Raw genomic sequence first — 18,741 nt, 5'->3', positions numbered from 1 at the left:
GAGGGGAGGGAAGTTCAGCCTTGCCAGATTGGTCATATCACACTATATTCAAGCCTATTCTCCATAAATTTTCTCCTTCCTTTAGTCGAGAGTTTATTCACCGTGGGATGAGCTTGCTATCTTCTACGTTAATAGGTGAAGCATTTATAGAATTTCTTGGCCATATGTCCCCTTCAAAAAAACTGGGAAAACAAATATTTGGGGTCCATATTAATTCACCTGTCGGACTAAGTGGCAAAATCGACCCTCAATTATCTGGACTTAAAGCGTTTCAAAATCTTGGTTTTGGCTTTCTTGAAATTGGACCAGTTTCCATTAGCGGTTCGGAAAAGAAGGAAGGGCTATATATAGATCAAGAGCAGAAGCAGATATATGGATTTAACAACGTATCTATGAAGCTCTCTACTGTTAAGGAACACTTACACTCTCTTAAAAAAAAGAAGATTCCCTTTTTTATTAGGGTTGAGGGCACTTTTCAAGAAATAAAACATATTTGTGAAGAGCTCCTTCCTTATAGTGATGGATTTATACTGAACAGCAATGTGTTTGATTCAGCTAATCAATATAAGCATTTTAAGGAACAAATCAGTGAACCTCTTATATTTTCTTGTTCAACAGAAGATATGACTGCTATTGAAAAGCTTAGAAACTATGATCCAAGTGGAATACTACTTGAAGAGTGTTCTACACCCGATAAGGTGATTGATTCGCTTAAGACAATAAGGAGATCATTTGATTCTGACTTACCTATTATTACATTAAGTAGAATAAGAGAACCATTTGATGCTGTTACATTATTGGATAACGGAGTATCACTAATCATGTTAGGCTATGATTATGTATTTGCTGGTCCTGGTCTGCCAAAGCGAATTAATGAGGCATACAGCAACAGGCTCCCTGAGGAATCAGTGATGGTTACAGGTTGGCTTTGGTATTGGTTGTTTGGATTGGCAATTACAATTGCTGGATTCATAGCATTGTTCTTTAGCATGACCGCCATTATCCTTCCATATGATGAATCCTTTTTAGGGATAATGAGAATGGATATATTTGATTTCAATCCCGCCATATTATACTTTATGGCACATGACCGGATGACTCTTTCTGGAACCATGATTTCAGGTGGGATCATCTATATGCAGCTTGCGAGGTATGGAATTAGGTATGGCCTCCATTGGGCAAGAAAAGCAGTCAATGTAGCAGGGATGATTGGGTTTTTAGGAATTTTCTTATTTATCGGTTATGGTTATTTCGATTGGCTCCATGGATTGTTTTGGCTTATATTATTACCCTTATTTATTTTTGGATATTTGAAATCAAAAAATGCCTATACAGCGCCTACAAGCACCAATCTTTTCAATCATCCCTCCTGGAAGTTGAGCTTAATTGGACAACTATCCTTTGTTATATTAGGAGCTGCTTTATCTCTTGGAGGAATTGTAATCTCAGTCATTGGAGCATCAACTATCTTTGTACCAACCGATCTTTCTTATTTATGTCTAACTCCGGAAATGCTTAATGAATTTAATGAACGATTAATCCCTGTTATTGCTCATGACCGGGCCGGTTTTGGAAGTGCCTTACTAAGTGTAGGCTTACTCGTATTGATGCTAGCCTTATGGGGAATTCGCGAAGGAGAAAGCTGGGTCTGGTGGACCTTCACAGTCGGTGCCATTCCTGCATTTTTATCTGGGATAGTCACTCACTTTATTATTGGCTATACTGATTTTGTTCACTTATTACCCGCTTATATTGCAGTAGCTCTATATATGATAGGAATCATTTGCACTGCGCCATTTTTAATAAAAAGAAGAAAAAAATAAGCCACATTACAGTAGCTTATTTTTTATTTATATTCTTTCTAGGGATATTCTCCGTTAGATTCTTCAACTATCTACCCGTATGTTTGATGTAGATCAACGAATTAAAAATTCATTTAAAATGATAAAACTAGTAGAAATCAAATGTTTAGCTTATACCTACCTATACACACCTAAAAAATTATTTCGCTGAATTAAGTTGTTTTTCTCTAATTATGAAGTTAATAAAATCAATTATTAGTCTTGCTGCAATTTGTGAAGTTACACCTGTAGGATCGTATAATGGATTTACCTCGACTAAATCAAAACCAATTACTTGACCTTTTTTTGCTACAACTTCTAAAATTTCACTCACTTCATCGTAAAAAAATCCTCCTGGTGAAGGTGAACCAGCCCCGGGTGCAACAGAAGCATCTAAACCATCAATATCGATAGTAACATAGTACTTTTCACCATATGGCATATCTTTTAACGCTTCTTCAATTCCTATTTTTCTAATTTGTTTTGGTGATAAAATCGTACTCCCATAAGCGCGAGCATCGTCAAAGTCCTCTTTCTGGCTACTTCCAACTCCTCTTATTCCAAGTTGCGCCATTTTGTTGATATGCTTCATTTCAGACATTCTACGCATCGGATTACTTAACGTAAAAAGTTGACCTGATGCATCCTTCAACCAGTCTAAATGGGCATCAATTTGGACGACATTCACTTTTTCCTCACTTTCTAAAGCAAATGCAACAGGATTCGTTATGGAGTGATCCCCTCCTAAAACAATAGGAATAGCACCTTTGGAAATAATTTTTCTAATTACTTCTTCAGTATTTTCATGACTCTGTTCTACATCCCCATTAATAATAGAAACATCCCCACAGTCAACAATTTTCCAGCCATCATTATTGTAGACGATATCTCTTTCATGATCATAACCTGAGCCAAAAGCATATAATGAGGACTGCTCTCGAATTGATCTTGGTCCCATACGAGCCCCGGAACGCCATGCGGTTGTCATGTCATTTGGAACACCTATAATGGCAAAATCAGCATCTAATTCTTCTAAATTAGTACAAATGGGATATTTTCTAAATGATGTAATGCCTGTAAAAGGCATATCTAGTTTTACCCTATTATAATCTGGCTTCTTCCCGTATTTACTCATATTACTCCCTCACTTACTAACATTTTTATTAATACTTAGTGTATTAGCCGTATTTTCAATTTTTCCCTTATTAATAAATTGACGATATAACATTCCAACCATCAATATTAAACCGATATATCCGACAATTGGATAAACAAGATCAATGATTTTAGCGAATGGTAATAAACCACCGAAAAAGCCAAGAATCGTCAAAGCAATAGTGATGATTCTATATTTCATAATATTCCCTTTTGAAAACTGGGTTGCTACAGTCCAAAGCATTCCAACCGCTGTTGTATAAATGGCAATGAGCAAAATGATCGAAAAAACAAAGGCTAACATTGGACTAATTTGGTCCGCTAAAAATAATGTTGGTATATCTTTTGCATGAAGCTTTTCAATGTTTGATAGGATACCAATGTAGATCGCAAAAACCCCAACCAACATAATTAAGCCACCTAAAGCCCCACCAATAATCACGTTTTTTCTTTTCACTTCATCCTTTCCTAAATTTGCTAGAAAAGGTAGCGCTACAAGTAAAACAAAAGAGGAATAAACAAACCCTGACTGCCACCAATAATTAGTAGCCTTTAATAAGCTAAGTTCCTCAATCAACTCTCCTGCATGTAAAAATCCTGTTGAATCAAAACTTCCAGCTCCAACAATGATGGCAAAAACGATAATAATCGGACCAGCAATTCCTAAAATTTTGATAATGGTTTCTAATCGTAATAAAGCTGTAATTAATACTAGAATTGCCATGATTGCTCGACCGGTGACAATTCCCGAACCAAAGTGTTCAGAAACAGTTGCTCCTGCTCCGGAAATCATCACAACAAAAACTACTAATATAAATAACTGTGAAAACCAATAAAAAAAGATTCCAAGATATTTCCCACAAAAATAAATAAAAACATCTTTTGAATCGTCAGCCTTTAATCGGAGGCCTACGTCCATTGCATATGCACCAAACCACATATGTAAAACCGCTGCAATTAAAATAGCACCCATACCAAGGTAACCAAAGGATACAAAGAATTGCAAAATCTCTTGGCCTGTTGCTGTTCCCGCCCCTAGGATAAATGATACAAAGGCACCAGCTAAGACAATAATTTTAAAAGAATTATTCATGTTAACCTCTTTTCTATTTCCAATGATCGTTTTATTTATCGACTGTTTGTCTCCAAATTTCATTTCCGAACCCGTTAAAGAATCGCCCTCTTTTCATATCAATCTTTAAATTTTTATTTTTCAAATAATTTATATGTATTTATAATAATAGTATAATTGGAGTACTAATTACATACTAAAATGGAGGTATTCACTCTGTAATTACTTCTATTTGAAGGAAAATAATGATCAATATATTCAATTTGAAAGAAGTGATTAGATGGACCAGATCGATATTGATATGATTAGACTACTACAGTTGGACGGGCGTATCTCTATAAGTGAGTTATCGAAGAAATTAGCTCTTAGTCGCCCTAGTGTCTCGGAACGATTAAAGCGTCTTCAAGAAAAAGGAATTATTGAAGGCTTCTTTGCCCTAGTTCCTCCTGCGGCTGTTGGAAAAAAGTTACTAGTTATGATTGAATTAAGTGAACTTAGAGTATCTCTGGAAGAATTTGAACGAATGATTGCCAACGAGCCTGATGTTATCGAATGCCATCGTGCTACAGGACATGTTCATTACTATATAAAGGCAGCATTAAACGGAACGGATGAACTGACACGATTAATTGAAAATTTTATCCCTTTCGGAAGCACCAGAACTTCTATCTTATTGGGATCTCCTATTGACAGACGTGTGATATTACCTAGCTAAATATCAAAATTATTATTCTTGGTGAACTAGAATGCCCCAAATGTTAGAAGAGAAAAAAGCAACTCAACATTTTTATAAACAATACAACTTTCTTGTAAATCCACATTTAACTTTTAAAAAAAATTTAAATCACAACATTTGCAGAACAGTTTGACAACCGCTTTCATGTTTGTTAAAATAACCTCCAATAAAAGCACACAAATTCGTTGATGAGAAAAAGTAGCGTTTCGTCTCGATCCACAGAGAGCTGACATTAAGGTGCAAGTCAGTGTTCGAGTGTTACGCGAAAATCCCCTCTGAGAAGTTAGGCTGAATTTTTTAGTAAGTCTAACCGGGTTTCTACCGTTAAAAGGAACACGTATGATTGTACGTTGCTAAGTGCTATTGATCGGATCAATAGAATTAGGGTGGTATCGCGGTTAACCCCGTCCCTTTACTTGGGACGGGGTTTTTGTGTGCTTTTAAAAAATTGTTTAGGAGCGATATCTATGAACTCTAATGAAAAGAAAGAAACAGTTTTACAGCGTGAAGAGCAAATACGCAATTATTGGTCAGAAGCAGATACTTTTAAACAATCCGTTCAAATAAGAGAAGGTAAAACTCCTTTTGTTTTTTATGAAGGACCACCGACTGCGAATGGTCTCCCCCATGTAGGTCATGCATTTGGTCGAACGATTAAAGATGTAGTAGCAAGATACAAAACAATGCAGGGCTTTCAAGTGGAAAGAAAGGCTGGCTGGGATACTCATGGTCTTCCCGTTGAACTTGGTGTTGAAAAGCAACTCGGTATTTCCGGGAAACAAGAGATTGAACGCTATGGAGTGGAGCCTTTTATCAATCAATGCAAGGAAAGTGTATTCACCTACGAGAAAAAATGGCGTTCTTTTACCGAGGAGCTAGGCTATTGGGTAGATATGGATAGTCCATATCTGACTTTAAGTAATGAATACATCGAAAGTGTATGGAATATCTTAAGCAAAGTTCACAAAGATGGAAGATTGTATAAAGGGCATCGTGTTTCACCATACTGCCCTAGCTGTCAAACTTCTTTAAGTTCACATGAGGTTGCACAAGGCTATAAAGATGTTAAAGATTTATCGGCGACCGTAAAATTCAAGCGTCTTGATGCTACCGAAGAATATTTCTTAGGTTGGACAACGACACCATGGACATTGCCAGCAAACGTTGCACTTGCGATGAATCCAACATTAAAGTATGTGCGCGCTCGAAAAGAAAATGAGATTTATATCGTTGCTAAATCATTAGTAGAAAAAGTGCTTGGTGAGCATGCAGAGGTGTTAAGTGAGCATTGTGGTCTTGAATTTGAAGGTTTACATTACGCTCCACCGTTTAATTATGTAGCAATCGAGAAAGGGCATTGTGTCGTATTAGCTGATTTTGTCACAGAAGATAGTGGAACTGGTATTGTTCACATGGCACCAGCTTATGGTGAAGAAGACTATAAAACCGTTCAGCAAAATGGTTTATCCTTTATCAATGTGGTTGATCAACAAGGACGTTACACAGCTGACGTTTTAGAACTTTCGGGACGATTTGTAAAGGACTGTGACGTTGAGATTATTAAAATGCTCTCTGAACAAGGGAAGCTTTATCATAAAGAAAGGTATGAACACAGTTACCCACATTGTTGGAGATGTGATTCTCCATTGCTTTACTATGCGACTGATAGCTGGTTTATCAATATGTCATCATTAAAAGACAAAATGCTTGCGAACAATGCAACGGTTACATGGTATCCTGATCATATTAAGGATGGTCGATTTGGCAACTTTCTCGAAAATCTCGTTGATTGGAATATAAGTAGAAATCGATACTGGGGGACACCTTTAAATGTTTGGGTATGTTCTGATTGCCAGCATGAAGAAGCACCTAGCAGCATCGAGGAGCTGCAAAAATTAGCGGCAGTACCAGTACCAAATGATGTCGAGTTGCATAAGCCATATATTGACGAAGTACAGTGTACCTGTCCAAAATGTAAAGGTATCATGCAAAGAACGCCTGAAGTGATTGATGTTTGGTTTGACAGTGGTTCGATGCCCTTTGCACAGTACCATTATCCTTTTGGAGATAAAGAAAAATTCGAAAAGCAATTCCCTGCGGATGTCGTTATTGAAGGAGTTGACCAAACGAGAGGATTTTTCTACAGCCTACTCGCTGTTTCCACCCTATTCACAGGAAAGGCGCCTTATAAAAGCGTCCTATCTCTCGGGCATGTTCTCGATGAACACGGCCAAAAAATGTCCAAAAGTAAAGGAAATGCCTTAGATCCTGCTGAACTCATACAAGAATACGGTGCAGATGCACTTCGATGGGCCTTCCTAGTTGATAGCTCACCGTGGAATCCGAAACGCTTTTCCAAAAAAATAGTGCAAGATGCCAAATCAAAATTGATTGATACACTAGATAATACGTATAAGTTTTATGCCATGTACGCGAAAATAGATGGATATGTGTATGATAAACAGCACACAGGTAAGAGAACAATCTTAGATAAATGGATCCTCTCACGACTGCATAGTACAATCAAACTCGTTGAAGGTTATATGGATCGCTATCAATTTACTCAATCAACACGTGAGATTGCAGAATTAGTCGAAGAATTGAGTAATTGGTATGTTCGAAGGTCAAGACATCGGTTTTGGGCTTCTGGACTTTCAGAAGATAAGCTAGCTGCGTATTCAACACTATTTGAAACGTTAAGCGCAATCAGCCGATTGTTAGCTCCATTTGCCCCATATGTAGCTGAAGACATTCATTTAAAGTTATATCAAGGTAGTGTTCACTTACAAAACTATCCAAAAGCTAATGATTCAATGATTAATCCTGCTTTAGAGGCAAACATGCAAACAATCTTAAAAATAGTTGAGCATGGTCGTAGTATTCGCAATACCAAAGGCATTAAAGTTAAGCAGCCCTTACAAAAAATGATTGTATATCGTAAAGAAGGAGAACGTCTTTCACAAGCCTATACAGATATTATTAAAGAAGAGCTCAATGTTAAAGAGGTTGTTTACGCAGATGACCTATCCCGATATGAAACGACTGTCATTAAATTAAATTTTAAAACAGCAGGTGCTGCATTTGGGAAATTGGTAAACGAAGTTAAAGCATATGTGGACCATATTCCTTATTCTGAGAAGAAATCGTTATTAAAAGATGGGCAACTACAAATCAATGTAAAGGGGCAAGTTGTAACTTTACAGAAAGAGCATATTAATGTTGAATATATAGTTTCATCTGGCTTCGAGATGGCGGGCGATCAGCAACTAAAGGTAATCGTAGATACAACACTCACGCCTCAACTAATAGAGGAAGGTCAAGTTAGAGACTTAATTAGAGCCATACAGGATTTTCGAAAAAAATTAAACTTACCTATCGAGATGTATATATCGATCAATATTTCAGCAACGGAAGATGTTTATGAAATCATTCAACGTTTTGAGAGCCTAATTAAAGAGAGCATACTTGTTCACCACATTAGTTTTAAAAAGCTAAATGATTCCAAACAATATTTTGATGTGAAATTTGGTGATGAGATAGTAAAGGTCTCATTGAAATATTAGAGTATTGTTAAAAAAGAGGCACTACAAACAGCTAAATAAGCGAGTTGTTCGTAGTGCTTTTTAACTTTTAACTGTAACTAAAAAAAGGATTGATCAAAAGACTTCTATTCTTTTTTATGAACTTTTTATTTTATTATTATTTTCTTTGTTATATGTTTCCTAAAGGACTTCTACAGATGCCTATTTCAATCCCTTTTTCATTTATCATTCTCTTTAAATTTACTAGAGGGGACCCTGTATACACGTGTTGTAAAATGTTTGTTATATCTAAGTTTTCTTGTTCAGTTATTGGCTCATTTCTAAGCATCTTCATAAACCATTTTTTTGTTTCATCAGGGGATATATTTCCCGAAATTGAAGATAAACGATTAAATCCTATTTTCACTTTATCTTCCAAATCTATTTCCCCACCAGCATAATAATAAAAACTAGAATGAATCTTATTTTTCAGTGTTTTAATTTTATCTTTATTTCCTGCTTCTTTTATTCCTATTACAAACTCTTTCATACTTAAGTAAATGATACTGTCTAAGGATAAATCAAATCCTGTTCTTTTTGGATTGTTATATAATATAGTTGGCTTATTAGTTAGATCAATTATCTTCTCTGAATAGCCCAATGCTTCCTCTTGAGATGGAAGAATATAAGGTGGATATCCAAGTAAAATTCCTGCTATTTTTGTATTACGAATCGCTTTTGCAAGCTCAACTGCCTCTACTTGTCTGATAGATGATACACCAAAAAGTACCTCCATGTTGTTTATAAGCTCTTCTTCTTTTAATACAGCATTAAGTAAGTCAATTTTTTCTCTCAGATTCAAACTATGTTGCTCTCCTGTAGACCCACAAACAAGAACAGATTTGATCCCTTGACTATATAAATATTTTATATGGTCTATAGTCCCTTGCACGTTTAAAGACTCATCTTTGAAAAATGCAGTTGGTACAGCAATGTGTAAAGGTTCTATTAACACCTCAATCACTCCTATTTTTGTTTTTTAATAGATTTGTAAGGATATTTATTTTAAATTATCAAACTTTATTCAATATAGCTAAATTAAAAGATGCTTATCTCCAAGAAGGATAAAGTACCTTATTTGTTGAAAATTAATGAAGGCATCTCCAGTTTTAGTAGATAGCATATGAGGTGATTTAGATGAAACGAAAAGAGCATAGTTTAGAAACAAACAAGGATGTTATTTACAGAAAGGCAAAAAGTGACGATAAGGAAGAACTATTTGGGTTGGCTAAGGGCTTAGCAACAAGTTTTGATGTTAATGAAGTTGACTTTTCAAATGTTTTCAAATCACTTTTAGATGATAAAAATGTTGATTTAGTTGTTGCTGAAAAGGCACAAAACCTAATTGGATATGTATTAGTACTCCACCATCCAGCATTCTATGCGAACGGAATCATCAGCTGGGTTGAGGAGCTTTTTGTGTTAGAACCATATAGAAGAAAGAATATCGGTAAGCATTTAATGGCAGAAGCAGAGAAGTTATCTAAAGAAAGAGGATCTAAATTAGTTGCACTTGCTACTAGAAGAGCAGGTAAGTTTTATGAATCCATCGGCTATAGTGAGTCCGCTACGTATTTTAAGAAAACATTTTAACAGTCCTTGGATCTGCGTAAAATCTTGTGTAAGTAGTATTCTATAATCTTCGCAAGGCAAGAAATAATAGGTATGAAAAAATACAATCTGGCAAAACTATTATTGCCTTTTACCATAAAACAGGATAGGGCAATGCAGAAGTGCAACCCGAGCGATTTTATGGTTTTTACACTAAAACGGACGGACTTGATCTGTCCGTTTTTTCATCCGTTTTAGGGAAAACAAATGCGTTAAACTTCAGGGGTTTGGGGACAGAGTCCCCAATTATGATGTTTGATTTAAAATCTCAAGTTGGCTCAAGATTATATCCCAATTACGATAACGCATCTTCCATTTTTTTGTAATATTTTGAGATGCCAAATAGAGCATTTTCCTTAAGCTATCATCATTAGGGAAAATGGATTTTGTTTTGGTCACTTTTCTAAATTGACGATGTAACCCTTCTATTACATTCGTAGTATATATTATTTTCCTAATTTCGGGCGGATATGCAAAAAAGGTAGCTAAAATATCCCAATTTTCTTCCCATGATTTAACTGCAGTTGGATACTCTTTACCCCATTTTTCTTTAAATTCTTTGAGCCTTTCCATACCCGATTCTTCGTTAATTGAAGTATAGATTAGCTTTAAATCAGCGACAAATTCCTTTAAGTGTTTATAAGAAACATATTTAGTACTTGAACGTATCTGGTGAATGATACAACGTTGAATTCCAGCGAAAGGATACACGGCTTGTATGGCTTCTCTGAATCCTGTAAGCCCATCTACACAGAAAAGATTAACCGTTTTAACGCCTCTCGTTTTCAAATCGTTCAACACACCTAACCAAAACTTACTACTTTCATTTCCCCCAACCCAGATGCCTAATATTTCTTTATAACCTTCATTGTTAATACCCAATACCACATAGGCCGCCTTCGAGACAATTTGGTGATTATCCCGAATTTTATAATGAATGGCATCCATGAAAATAAAAGGATAATAGGCTTCAAGTGGACGGCTTTGCCACTCATTTACTTGTGGCATAATCTTTTCGCTAATCTTACTAACTAGCTCTGAGGAAATCTCAATATTATAGAGATCCTTGACTTGTTCCTTGATATCTCTGGTAGACATACCATGTGCGTAAAGAGAAAGAATTTTCTCTTCCAGCCCGTCCACATTTCTTTGGTATTTATCCAAAATTTGTGGCTCATACGAGCCATTTCTATCTCTAGGAACGTTTATTTCAACTTCGCCAAATTGCGTTTTTAGTTTCCGTTTTGTTGAACCATTTCGATAGTTATTAGGTCCATCACTCCGACGTTGGTGCTTTTCATAACCCAACTGCTCATCAATTTCGCATTTGAGCACTTCCTCCAAGACATTGGAAAACATCTCCTTGATCGTTTCCATAATTTGATCGGTACTAGTGAACTTTTGTTCCTTTACCATTTCTTTGATTAATTCCTTTGGTAATTTCATGACGAAAAATCCTCCTTGGCAAAATTAGTTATCCTAATTCTCGCCAAGGAGGATTGATTTGAAACCTATTTACACAACTTTTTCCGCACCGTCCAGTCCTTCTTTAAATTCAACTTACCAATATCTATATCGAAATTCGACATGTGTATCCCATTTTATTTAACTAATGCTGCTCTCAAACTAACACCATATTCCAAATACCCCTTTAAACAAGTCAACATATAAACCCATCCCTCTTTATTATCGATCAGCTGACTTATAAACTCATCATCATTTTCTTTAAAACCTTCTTCTTTAACTTCAATAATAGTGCTTGAGTTATCCAACTCTTTTAAAGTAATTGTTACAATATGTCCTTCTCCCCACTGGAACACAATTTTCTTATTTTTCTCGATTTCGATTACTTCTATATCCCCTTGAGCATCGTATTCATTATATCTCAATGTTATCGTCTTACCTTGTTCCCATCTTTCTGAACTCGATGAAAACCAAAAATTTCCGATTTTTGCAGGATCAACAAAGGCTTCAAATAGATCTTTAGCTGGCTTTAATATTTTTAATTTTGTTATGTTGTTCACACAAATCGACTCTCTTTCGGTTTAATTAGTAATCATTAATTTAATTTTAGTCTACATATCTAATTAATCCAATTATCAATGTGCTTCAAGTTCCAGCATGTCATCTAATCTAATGGCTTAAGTACAATCTGCCATGCCTATTGTGTCCTGCTTTTCGATACATTATCAGGAAACTCTGCTTGTGTAACCTTATTCTTGGAATAAGCACAATGTATATTTCTTCCCTTAAAATTAATGCCTTTTGCTGAATGTCTTCTAGGCCTTGCGAACAACAGAAGCGAAAGACTTTTTTATTTGACCTGTAAGATATAGACAATTACAATGAAACTATTCAATAAAACAATTGAATAGTTGAGGTGGGGTTAATTGATTGAAGAAAGAACATTAAAAGATATGTTGTATCAAGAATTTGCTCGAATAGGTAAAAGCCTCTCAAGTCCTAAAAGATTAGAAATCCTCGATCTTTTATCGCAAAGTCCGAAATCAGTTGAAGGAATAGCTAAGAGTACAGGTATGACGGTTGCCAATGTGTCACAACATTTGCAAACTCTTCACAATGCAAGGTTAGTAAATTTCAAGAAACAAGGTAATTTTGTTATTTATGAACTAGCTAATTCAGCTGTTTCAGACTTTATGGGTACTTTACATCAATTATCAGAAAAACAATTGGTAGAAGTTCAGCAAATAAAAAAGGAATTTTTAAATAATCATTTCGAAATGGAGGAACTGTCGCTACCCGAACTCAAAAAACGGATGGAAAAAGGAGAAGTCCTATTATTGGATGTAAGACCTAAAGAGGAATACGAAGAGGCTCATATTCCGGGGGCTGTATCAATACCGATAGAAGAATTAGAAGACAAATTAGCTTCTTTACCATCGAATTGTGATGTAGTTGCTTATTGCAGAGGCCCTTATTGCTTAATGTCTGTAAAAGCAGTTGAATTATTAAAAACAAAAGGAATTAATGCTCTTCGATTAGAAAAAAGCGTTCAAGATTGGAATCAATTCATAAAACAAGAAGTTAATGAGGTATTACCTTAGAAACAATAGAATCAGAAAAGGATGGAATTTATTTTGGTTCGCTAATACAGTATTAGTTATTACTTTTGGGAGAAGGCGATCGAATGTTTACATATAAAGTTGATCGGAAAGGAGGACTAAGAAATGCTGCATAAAGCTGATGATTTAAATAATCTAGAAAAGCATCCGGCTTGGTTACAAAGCTATATTAATTCTCCGGAAAAGCAAAGAAAGTTATATCGACGGACATTGATGATTGTTGTCTTATCACAAATATTCGGAGGAGCAGGACTTGCAGCAGGTATAACAGTGGGAGCTCTTCTCGCGCAAGATATGCTAGGTACAGATAGTTTTGCAGGGGTTCCGGCTGCATTGTTTACTGTTGGTTCTGCTGGAGCAGCACTACTTGTGGGAAGGCTCTCACAACGTTATGGACGCCGTCTAGGACTCGCTGCAGGATTCTTAGCAGGTGGAATTGGGGCGATTGGAGTAGTTATTTCAGCTTTAACGAATAGTATTCTACTTCTATTTATTTCATTACTAATCTATGGTGCGGGTACTGCTACGAATTTACAAGCACGTTATGCAGGTTCCGATTTAGCAAAATCTACACAGAGAGCAACTGCAATCAGTATCGCAATGGTATCCACTACATTCGGAGCCGTTGCCGGTCCAAACTTGGTTAGTGTAATGGGCAAATTTGCTATATCAATTGGTGTCCCGGAACTATCTGGTCCTTTCATTTTAGCAGCCGCAGCCTATATTCTTGCTGGATTGGCGCTTCTAGCTTTACTTCGACCAGACCCTCTCGTCGTTGCAAAAGCCATTGCTAGCGTACAGAAAACGGATGAAAGTAATCTTTTAGTCACAGATTCTAGCACTCTAGCAATAAACAAACGAGACATCGTTGTCGGGGCTACAGTTATGCTCTTAACCCAAATTGTCATGGTTGCCATTATGACTATGACACCAGTACATATGGGACATCACGGGCATAGTTTAAGTGCGGTAGGAATGGTAATTGGCTTCCATATTGGAGCGATGTACCTTCCATCCCTCGTGACGGGTATTCTCGTAGATAAGATTGGACGGACGAAAATGGCAATCGCTTCTGGTGTCACTCTACTGGCCGCTGGTGTTACAGCTGCTATTGCACCTGCTCATTCCATGCTAGTACTTATTATTGCGCTATCCTTGCTTGGGATTGGCTGGAATTTTGGATTAATTAGTGGTACAGCACTCATCGTTGATGCGACTCACCCAGCCACCCGTGCGAAGACACAAGGAACTGTAGATGTTTTGATAGCTTTGGCTGGTGCATCTGGTGGAGCAATGTCTGGAATGATTGTTGCTAATTCAAGTTACACAACATTATCACTTGCTGGGGGATTTTTGTCCTTATTACTGATTCCAGTGGTGGTATGGTCTAGAAGAGAGAGGAAAAATCGAAATTCTAAAAATATCAACCCTCAGAATGATTTTGAAGCATAATAAACTTGTAATAATACCTTCCGAGGGGAAAATAAAAGAATCCATTTTGAAAGGATCAAAATGGATTCTTTTACTATTGAATGAACTTCCACGCTATGAAAACATAAATAAAATCTTACTAGAAGAATTCTTTAATTGATTAGGTTTTGAACTCCCAGCCTCTTTTGGATTTCAAATTTTTCTATTTAGGTCGTTCTATCTCAAAAATCTCTCCGATTTTCGCATAATTGGCACCAGCCAATCGACTTACAGCTGCCAATCCTCTGGCATCGATTCTTCCATTTTCATAGAGGTCATCTTCAACATGAAATTGAATCACTTTGCCGATGATCAAATCACAACCAGGACTTTCATTATCTCCCAATTCCAAGGAGTGCTCCAGTATACATTCCATGCGAATTTTTGCTTGCTTAACACCTGGAACCGTGATTTTTGTACTCTCCACTGGTGTTAATTCTGCCAATTCCACTTCACTCTCATGAGGTGGGAGATTGGCTGCCGTTTTATTAATTATTTCCACATTTTTTTCATCTACAATATGAACTACAAATTCTTTCTTCTGCAAAATGTTTCTAGCAGTATCCTTCTGTTTTCCTCCAGATCGTTGGATTGATAAAGAAATCATAGGAGGATTGGAAGATACGATATTAAAATAACTAAAAGGAGCACCGTTTAAAACGCCATCCCCAGATAAGGTAGTCACGAAGGCGATCGGTCTTGGGATAATACTTCCAATTAGAAGCTTATAATTTTCCCTTTCCGTATTTGTATTGGGATCAACAGAAAGCATCGACATCATTCCTTTCGGACATTAATCTAATTCTCGCACCTTAATTGGTATTAATCTGTGTTCAAGTTGCTCTCTATATTGTTCATACTGCACAGGCAACATTAACTTTTCTCCCATCGTTTCTTGTGATTCATCATGAGCAAATCCAGGAGGGTCTGTTGCAATTTCAAATAATATTTCTCCATGTTCCCTAAAGTAAATAGCATTGAAATAATTTCTATCCTGAACCGGAGTCACACCATAACCATGTTCTGCAACATATTTCTGCCATTCCAATTGATCATTGTCATCTATAGCTCTCCATGCGATATGGTGAACTGTTCCAACACCCATTTGACCTCTTCCCGTCGAAGTTGCTTTTAGGTCAATGATATTTCCAATATCTGCTGTAGAACGGAAACGAATAAAGTCTCCTTCTTTACCTATGAGTTCAAGACCCATTACCTTTTCTAACAATTCTGCTGTTTTATTTGGCTGTGCGGAAAATAAGGTTGCGCCGCCGAAACCTTTGATAGCTACCTCTGGAGTTATCCCTCCAAAAGTCCACGAATTAATTTCTCCTTCTTCTCGTTCAACAATCTCCAAGTGTAAACCATGTGGGTCATCAAATTGTAAATACTGTTCACCAAAGCGTTCCATTTTAGTAAAGGCAATATTAAACTTTTCTAATCTTCGTTCCCAAGATTCTATTGAGCCTTTAGGAACAACATAAGAAGTAACGCCTACTTGACCGTCACCAATAATCCCTTGACGAGCTCCTACCCACGGGAAAAACGTAATGATTGTTCCCGGTTTACCACCTTCGTCGCCAAAATATAGGTGATATGTGCCTGGATCATCAAAATTTACTGTTTGTTTTACTAAACGTAAACCTAAAACTCCAGCATAGAAATCTATATTCTCTTGCGGATGACCAACTATTGCTGTGATATGATGGATTCCACTTGTTTTTTTAGTCATTTTAATTTCACTCCTATTTAATAAATAATGTTAATTATTTTTGCCTGATATTCGTTACAAATTCACTTTGAACTTAGATTCAAATTACTTTCAATTAATATATTATGAAATCGAGATAATTGCATAAAAAAATTATATGCCTTGTGCGTGATATCCTAACTTTTTCAATTGTTCAATCATCACCTTTTTTTCATTAGCATCTAAACCTGAACATATCTCTTTAATGGCCAGTTTATGTTTAGGGAAAACTTCATTCATTAAATCCGTTCCAGCTGTTGTGATTACCGCAAATGTGATACGCCTGTCTTTGGGACATGGTTTCCTCATTAATAAGTTTTTCTTCTCTAACTTATCTACCACGTAAGTAATACTACTACTTGCAAGCAATACCTTTTCACCTATTTTTTGAATAGGTTGATCGCCTTTACTGTAAATCAACTCAAGTACAGCAAATTCAGTTGGGTTTAGTCCTAAGCCCTTTATATCTTCTTCAACGCGCCTCTTTATTGATTCTAAAGCTCGAGTCAAGACAACAAATAACTTTAGAGACAATTCCTCTTCTAATACATCTTTGTTTTGATTGTCCATGATTATCATTCCTCTTCAATTATCTCGAATTCGAGATAATTATATAATTGATCGCTTTCTTTTGTCAACAGGTTATTTTAAATATTGGATAATCTTTTACGGATTAAGTTTTTATTCCCATAAAAATCAAAACATATAATGGAGTATTTTCCAAAGAAGATTTATTTCCCCCTTTAGGAATCCCTACCTACCTTTTTTTGAAATCCTCTCTGAACAACATGTACAAAACGGTATGCCCCCTCCCCTCCATTCTCTCGGCTTAATCCGGATTTTTTCAATTAACATCGCTAAATAAGTTCATTCAATATTGGAATAGTTTTTTGCACGGCAGTTTTGTTACCCATCCTCAAAATCGTTTCCTCTTTTATAGACATTTTTTTAAGTAACGGAAAATTTATAAATTCTTAATTGCACGTTATTAACTTTTTTTATCTGTATTTTAAACAACAGGCACGCAATCTAAATGATTGTCTAAAAAGAATATAAAAAATCAACTCCGTATGTTAATCAAACGTTTGATTAACATACGGAGTTCTTTTTGGCTGTAACCTATATCTTTTTCCGAGTTGTTCATTATATCTTAGTAGTGATCAATCTTTACATTTTTCCGATCCGCCATGATTCAATGCCTCATGAAATTTTTTAGGATTATCCATACGTAAAGCCACTCTAGTATATGTTTTTTCAATCCCAAAGAAGAGTGTCGCACGGCAAGGATTTTTTAATTCGAGAATCATATGTGGATGTACCGTTTCAAAGTCTTTTGCGATAAATTCAATAGTTGTATTCTTATCTATTTTTTTCTCTAGCAATTTTTGATCCATGGTAATAGACGCAATGTCATCTAATGACAATACCATCTTTTTTGCTAACCCAAGAGATAGGTACAAGTAATTATCTGTTATTTTCACTGGATTCAATCGCACAGCCTGTATATCACCAATGAAAAATACAACTGAGTAAACATTCAATATTAACAACAAGATTGATAACAACATGGACTTTTCATGTAGCCACCAATGAATTCCAATTGTTTCAATAATGATTGCATGAATCATCATCATTTGAAACGCAACTAAGCTCGAATTTTTATGCAGGGTGAAATATTCTTCGCCTATTGGTGATCTTTTCCTCCACGACGAAAAGGCATAGTAAAACATAAGGAATTCCGATGCCACTATTTGTACAATTGGGTGTTTGCGAACTTTTTCTTCAACTATGGTCGGTAAAGAAAACAACAAGCTTTCATCACTCATACGCACTTGATGAATAATTGCTGGCATATAACGCACTAGCATGAAAAGCAAAGTTAATTCTAACAACACTAACAATCCTTCAATTGCAAAACCTATATAAGATATTGCTACAAATGGTTCATAGTACTTTGCTGGAATTAAAAACCTTGCAAAGACTAGCCCTCCTGCCATCAAAATGATAAAACGCTTAACAGAAAAATTCCTTTTTCTGTTAATGGCTAAAACTAAAAGTGGTGAAACAATAGCTAAATCAAGTAAAGAACCGAGTATGACCCATGTTGTTTCCTCAGGTAATACCATAGGAGAAATAGGTGACCTGTATAATACAAAATTTGAAACAAGCACCAGTAATAATAAGAACATCCATTTATAGCTTTTCTTATCATGCTGCCAAGTAGTTGTCACAATATCACCTCTCTTTTCCTTTTATTGTAACTTATTCAAAAATGTTCTGGCGTTTCATTTTTGTCAATTTTTCAAAATTAGGGATTTTTTTAAAAATAAAAGCCTCAACCGATATTCATGAAACTAAGCATTTAACGGAGCACATCTATATTCACTTAACTGTTCCTTAACCGACTTTTCAACGTCAGATAATCTTTTCTTTTAACGATAA

At 35.9% G+C, this 18,741-nt stretch carries 15 protein-coding genes and 1 other annotated feature; of the genes, 6 read left to right on the top strand and 9 right to left on the bottom strand.

Annotated features, from left to right (window positions below; all coding sequences use genetic code 11):
* The first annotated feature begins 20 nt into the window (after nucleotides 1–20).
* Nucleotides 21–1,823 carry a beta/alpha barrel domain-containing protein gene (locus tag KHA93_RS19130; RefSeq protein ID WP_213112164.1) on the top strand — a complete coding sequence of 601 codons (1,803 nt, stop codon included), beginning with the start codon at nucleotides 21–23 and terminating at the stop codon, nucleotides 1,821–1,823.
* Nucleotides 1,824–2,001: 178 nt separating this feature from the next.
* On the opposite strand, the gene speB is transcribed toward KHA93_RS19130, so the two are convergent.
* Entirely contained in the window at nucleotides 2,002–2,976 is a 975-nt protein-coding gene (gene speB, locus KHA93_RS19125; protein ID WP_213112163.1) for an agmatinase, read from the bottom strand.
* Nucleotides 2,977–2,985: 9 nt separating this feature from the next.
* On the bottom strand, nucleotides 2,986–4,152 hold the full coding sequence (locus KHA93_RS19120) for a YkvI family membrane protein (protein WP_213112162.1): 1,167 nt from the start codon (nucleotides 4,150–4,152) through the stop codon (nucleotides 2,986–2,988).
* A gap of 196 nt (nucleotides 4,153–4,348) precedes the next feature.
* Between KHA93_RS19120 and KHA93_RS19115 the strand changes: the two genes are divergently transcribed.
* Together KHA93_RS19115 and ileS are read left to right on the top strand one after the other, a co-directional pair.
* Nucleotides 4,349–4,783: an Lrp/AsnC family transcriptional regulator gene (locus tag KHA93_RS19115; RefSeq protein ID WP_213112161.1), complete on the top strand. Its 435-nt coding sequence runs from the start codon at nucleotides 4,349–4,351 to the stop codon at nucleotides 4,781–4,783.
* 197 nt (nucleotides 4,784–4,980) lie between these two features.
* Nucleotides 4,981–5,219, top strand: a binding site (T-box leader).
* Nucleotides 5,220–5,271: 52 nt separating this feature from the next.
* Complete coding sequence (ileS, locus tag KHA93_RS19110; RefSeq protein ID WP_213112160.1) at nucleotides 5,272–8,367, top strand: isoleucine--tRNA ligase; 3,096 nt, start codon at nucleotides 5,272–5,274, stop codon at nucleotides 8,365–8,367.
* Nucleotides 8,368–8,515: 148 nt separating this feature from the next.
* Here ileS and KHA93_RS19105 read toward each other — a convergent pair whose 3' ends face one another.
* Nucleotides 8,516–9,340 carry a dihydrodipicolinate synthase family protein gene (locus KHA93_RS19105; RefSeq protein WP_213112159.1) on the bottom strand — a complete coding sequence of 275 codons (825 nt, stop codon included), beginning with the start codon at nucleotides 9,338–9,340 and terminating at the stop codon, nucleotides 8,516–8,518.
* 182 nt (nucleotides 9,341–9,522) lie between these two features.
* On the opposite strand from KHA93_RS19105, the gene KHA93_RS19100 reads away from it, so the two are divergent.
* On the top strand, nucleotides 9,523–9,978 hold the full coding sequence (locus KHA93_RS19100; RefSeq protein ID WP_213112158.1) for a GNAT family N-acetyltransferase: 456 nt from the start codon (nucleotides 9,523–9,525) through the stop codon (nucleotides 9,976–9,978).
* A gap of 264 nt (nucleotides 9,979–10,242) precedes the next feature.
* Here KHA93_RS19100 and KHA93_RS19095 read toward each other — a convergent pair whose 3' ends face one another.
* Nucleotides 10,243–11,442, bottom strand: coding sequence for an IS256 family transposase (locus tag KHA93_RS19095; RefSeq protein ID WP_213109032.1), 1,200 nt, complete (start codon nucleotides 11,440–11,442; stop codon nucleotides 10,243–10,245).
* A gap of 155 nt (nucleotides 11,443–11,597) precedes the next feature.
* Nucleotides 11,598–12,020 (bottom strand): SRPBCC family protein, encoded by a 423-nt coding sequence (locus KHA93_RS19090; RefSeq protein WP_213112157.1) that lies wholly within the window; start codon nucleotides 12,018–12,020, stop codon nucleotides 11,598–11,600.
* A 369-nt stretch (nucleotides 12,021–12,389) separates the two neighbouring features.
* Here KHA93_RS19090 and KHA93_RS19085 point away from each other — a divergent pair, with 369 nt between their 5' ends.
* Complete coding sequence (locus KHA93_RS19085) at nucleotides 12,390–13,061, top strand: ArsR/SmtB family transcription factor (RefSeq protein ID WP_213113040.1); 672 nt, start codon at nucleotides 12,390–12,392, stop codon at nucleotides 13,059–13,061.
* A gap of 123 nt (nucleotides 13,062–13,184) precedes the next feature.
* Nucleotides 13,185–14,531, top strand: coding sequence for an MFS transporter (locus KHA93_RS19080; protein ID WP_213112156.1), 1,347 nt, complete (start codon nucleotides 13,185–13,187; stop codon nucleotides 14,529–14,531).
* Between the two features lie 181 nt (nucleotides 14,532–14,712).
* Here the strand turns inward: KHA93_RS19080 and KHA93_RS19075 are convergent, their stop codons facing one another.
* The 4 genes from KHA93_RS19075 to KHA93_RS19060 form a co-directional block, all read right to left on the bottom strand.
* A complete protein-coding gene (locus KHA93_RS19075; protein WP_213112155.1) occupies nucleotides 14,713–15,321 on the bottom strand; it encodes a flavin reductase family protein in 609 nt (202 codons plus the stop codon).
* A gap of 21 nt (nucleotides 15,322–15,342) precedes the next feature.
* Entirely contained in the window at nucleotides 15,343–16,281 is a 939-nt protein-coding gene (locus KHA93_RS19070; protein ID WP_213112154.1) for a ring-cleaving dioxygenase, read from the bottom strand.
* A gap of 132 nt (nucleotides 16,282–16,413) precedes the next feature.
* Nucleotides 16,414–16,869, bottom strand: coding sequence for a MarR family winged helix-turn-helix transcriptional regulator (locus tag KHA93_RS19065; RefSeq protein WP_213112153.1), 456 nt, complete (start codon nucleotides 16,867–16,869; stop codon nucleotides 16,414–16,416).
* Between the two features lie 590 nt (nucleotides 16,870–17,459).
* The gene (locus tag KHA93_RS19060) at nucleotides 17,460–18,530 is read right to left on the bottom strand and encodes a beta-carotene 15,15'-monooxygenase (RefSeq protein WP_349772316.1); all 1,071 of its coding nucleotides are present in this window, start codon (nucleotides 18,528–18,530) and stop codon (nucleotides 17,460–17,462) included.
* Nucleotides 18,531–18,741 lie beyond the last annotated feature (211 nt).

It is taken from the genome of Lederbergia citrisecunda, from assembly GCF_018343695.1.
Classification (GTDB): domain Bacteria; phylum Bacillota; class Bacilli; order Bacillales; family Bacillaceae_C; genus Lederbergia; species Lederbergia citrisecunda.
Note: the sequence above shows the minus strand (reverse complement) of the source record. Positions and strands in the feature narration are given on the sequence as shown.

Coding starts and splice junctions, on each gene's coding strand:
- KHA93_RS19120 (WP_213112162.1), bottom strand. CDS start 4,152: ATGAAATTTGGAGACAAACAGTCGATAAATAAAACGATCATTGGAAAT.
- KHA93_RS19095 (WP_213109032.1), bottom strand. CDS start 11,442: ATGAAATTACCAAAGGAATTAATCAAAGAAATGGTAAAGGAACAAAAG.
- KHA93_RS19115 (WP_213112161.1), top strand. CDS start 4,349: ATGGACCAGATCGATATTGATATGATTAGACTACTACAGTTGGACGGG.
- KHA93_RS19075 (WP_213112155.1), bottom strand. CDS start 15,321: ATGCTTTCTGTTGATCCCAATACAAATACGGAAAGGGAAAATTATAAG.
- KHA93_RS19100 (WP_213112158.1), top strand. CDS start 9,523: ATGAAACGAAAAGAGCATAGTTTAGAAACAAACAAGGATGTTATTTAC.
- speB (WP_213112163.1), bottom strand. CDS start 2,976: ATGAGTAAATACGGGAAGAAGCCAGATTATAATAGGGTAAAACTAGAT.
- KHA93_RS19070 (WP_213112154.1), bottom strand. CDS start 16,281: ATGACTAAAAAAACAAGTGGAATCCATCATATCACAGCAATAGTTGGT.
- KHA93_RS19080 (WP_213112156.1), top strand. CDS start 13,185: ATGCTGCATAAAGCTGATGATTTAAATAATCTAGAAAAGCATCCGGCT.
- ileS (WP_213112160.1), top strand. CDS start 5,272: ATGAACTCTAATGAAAAGAAAGAAACAGTTTTACAGCGTGAAGAGCAA.
- KHA93_RS19065 (WP_213112153.1), bottom strand. CDS start 16,869: ATGGACAATCAAAACAAAGATGTATTAGAAGAGGAATTGTCTCTAAAG.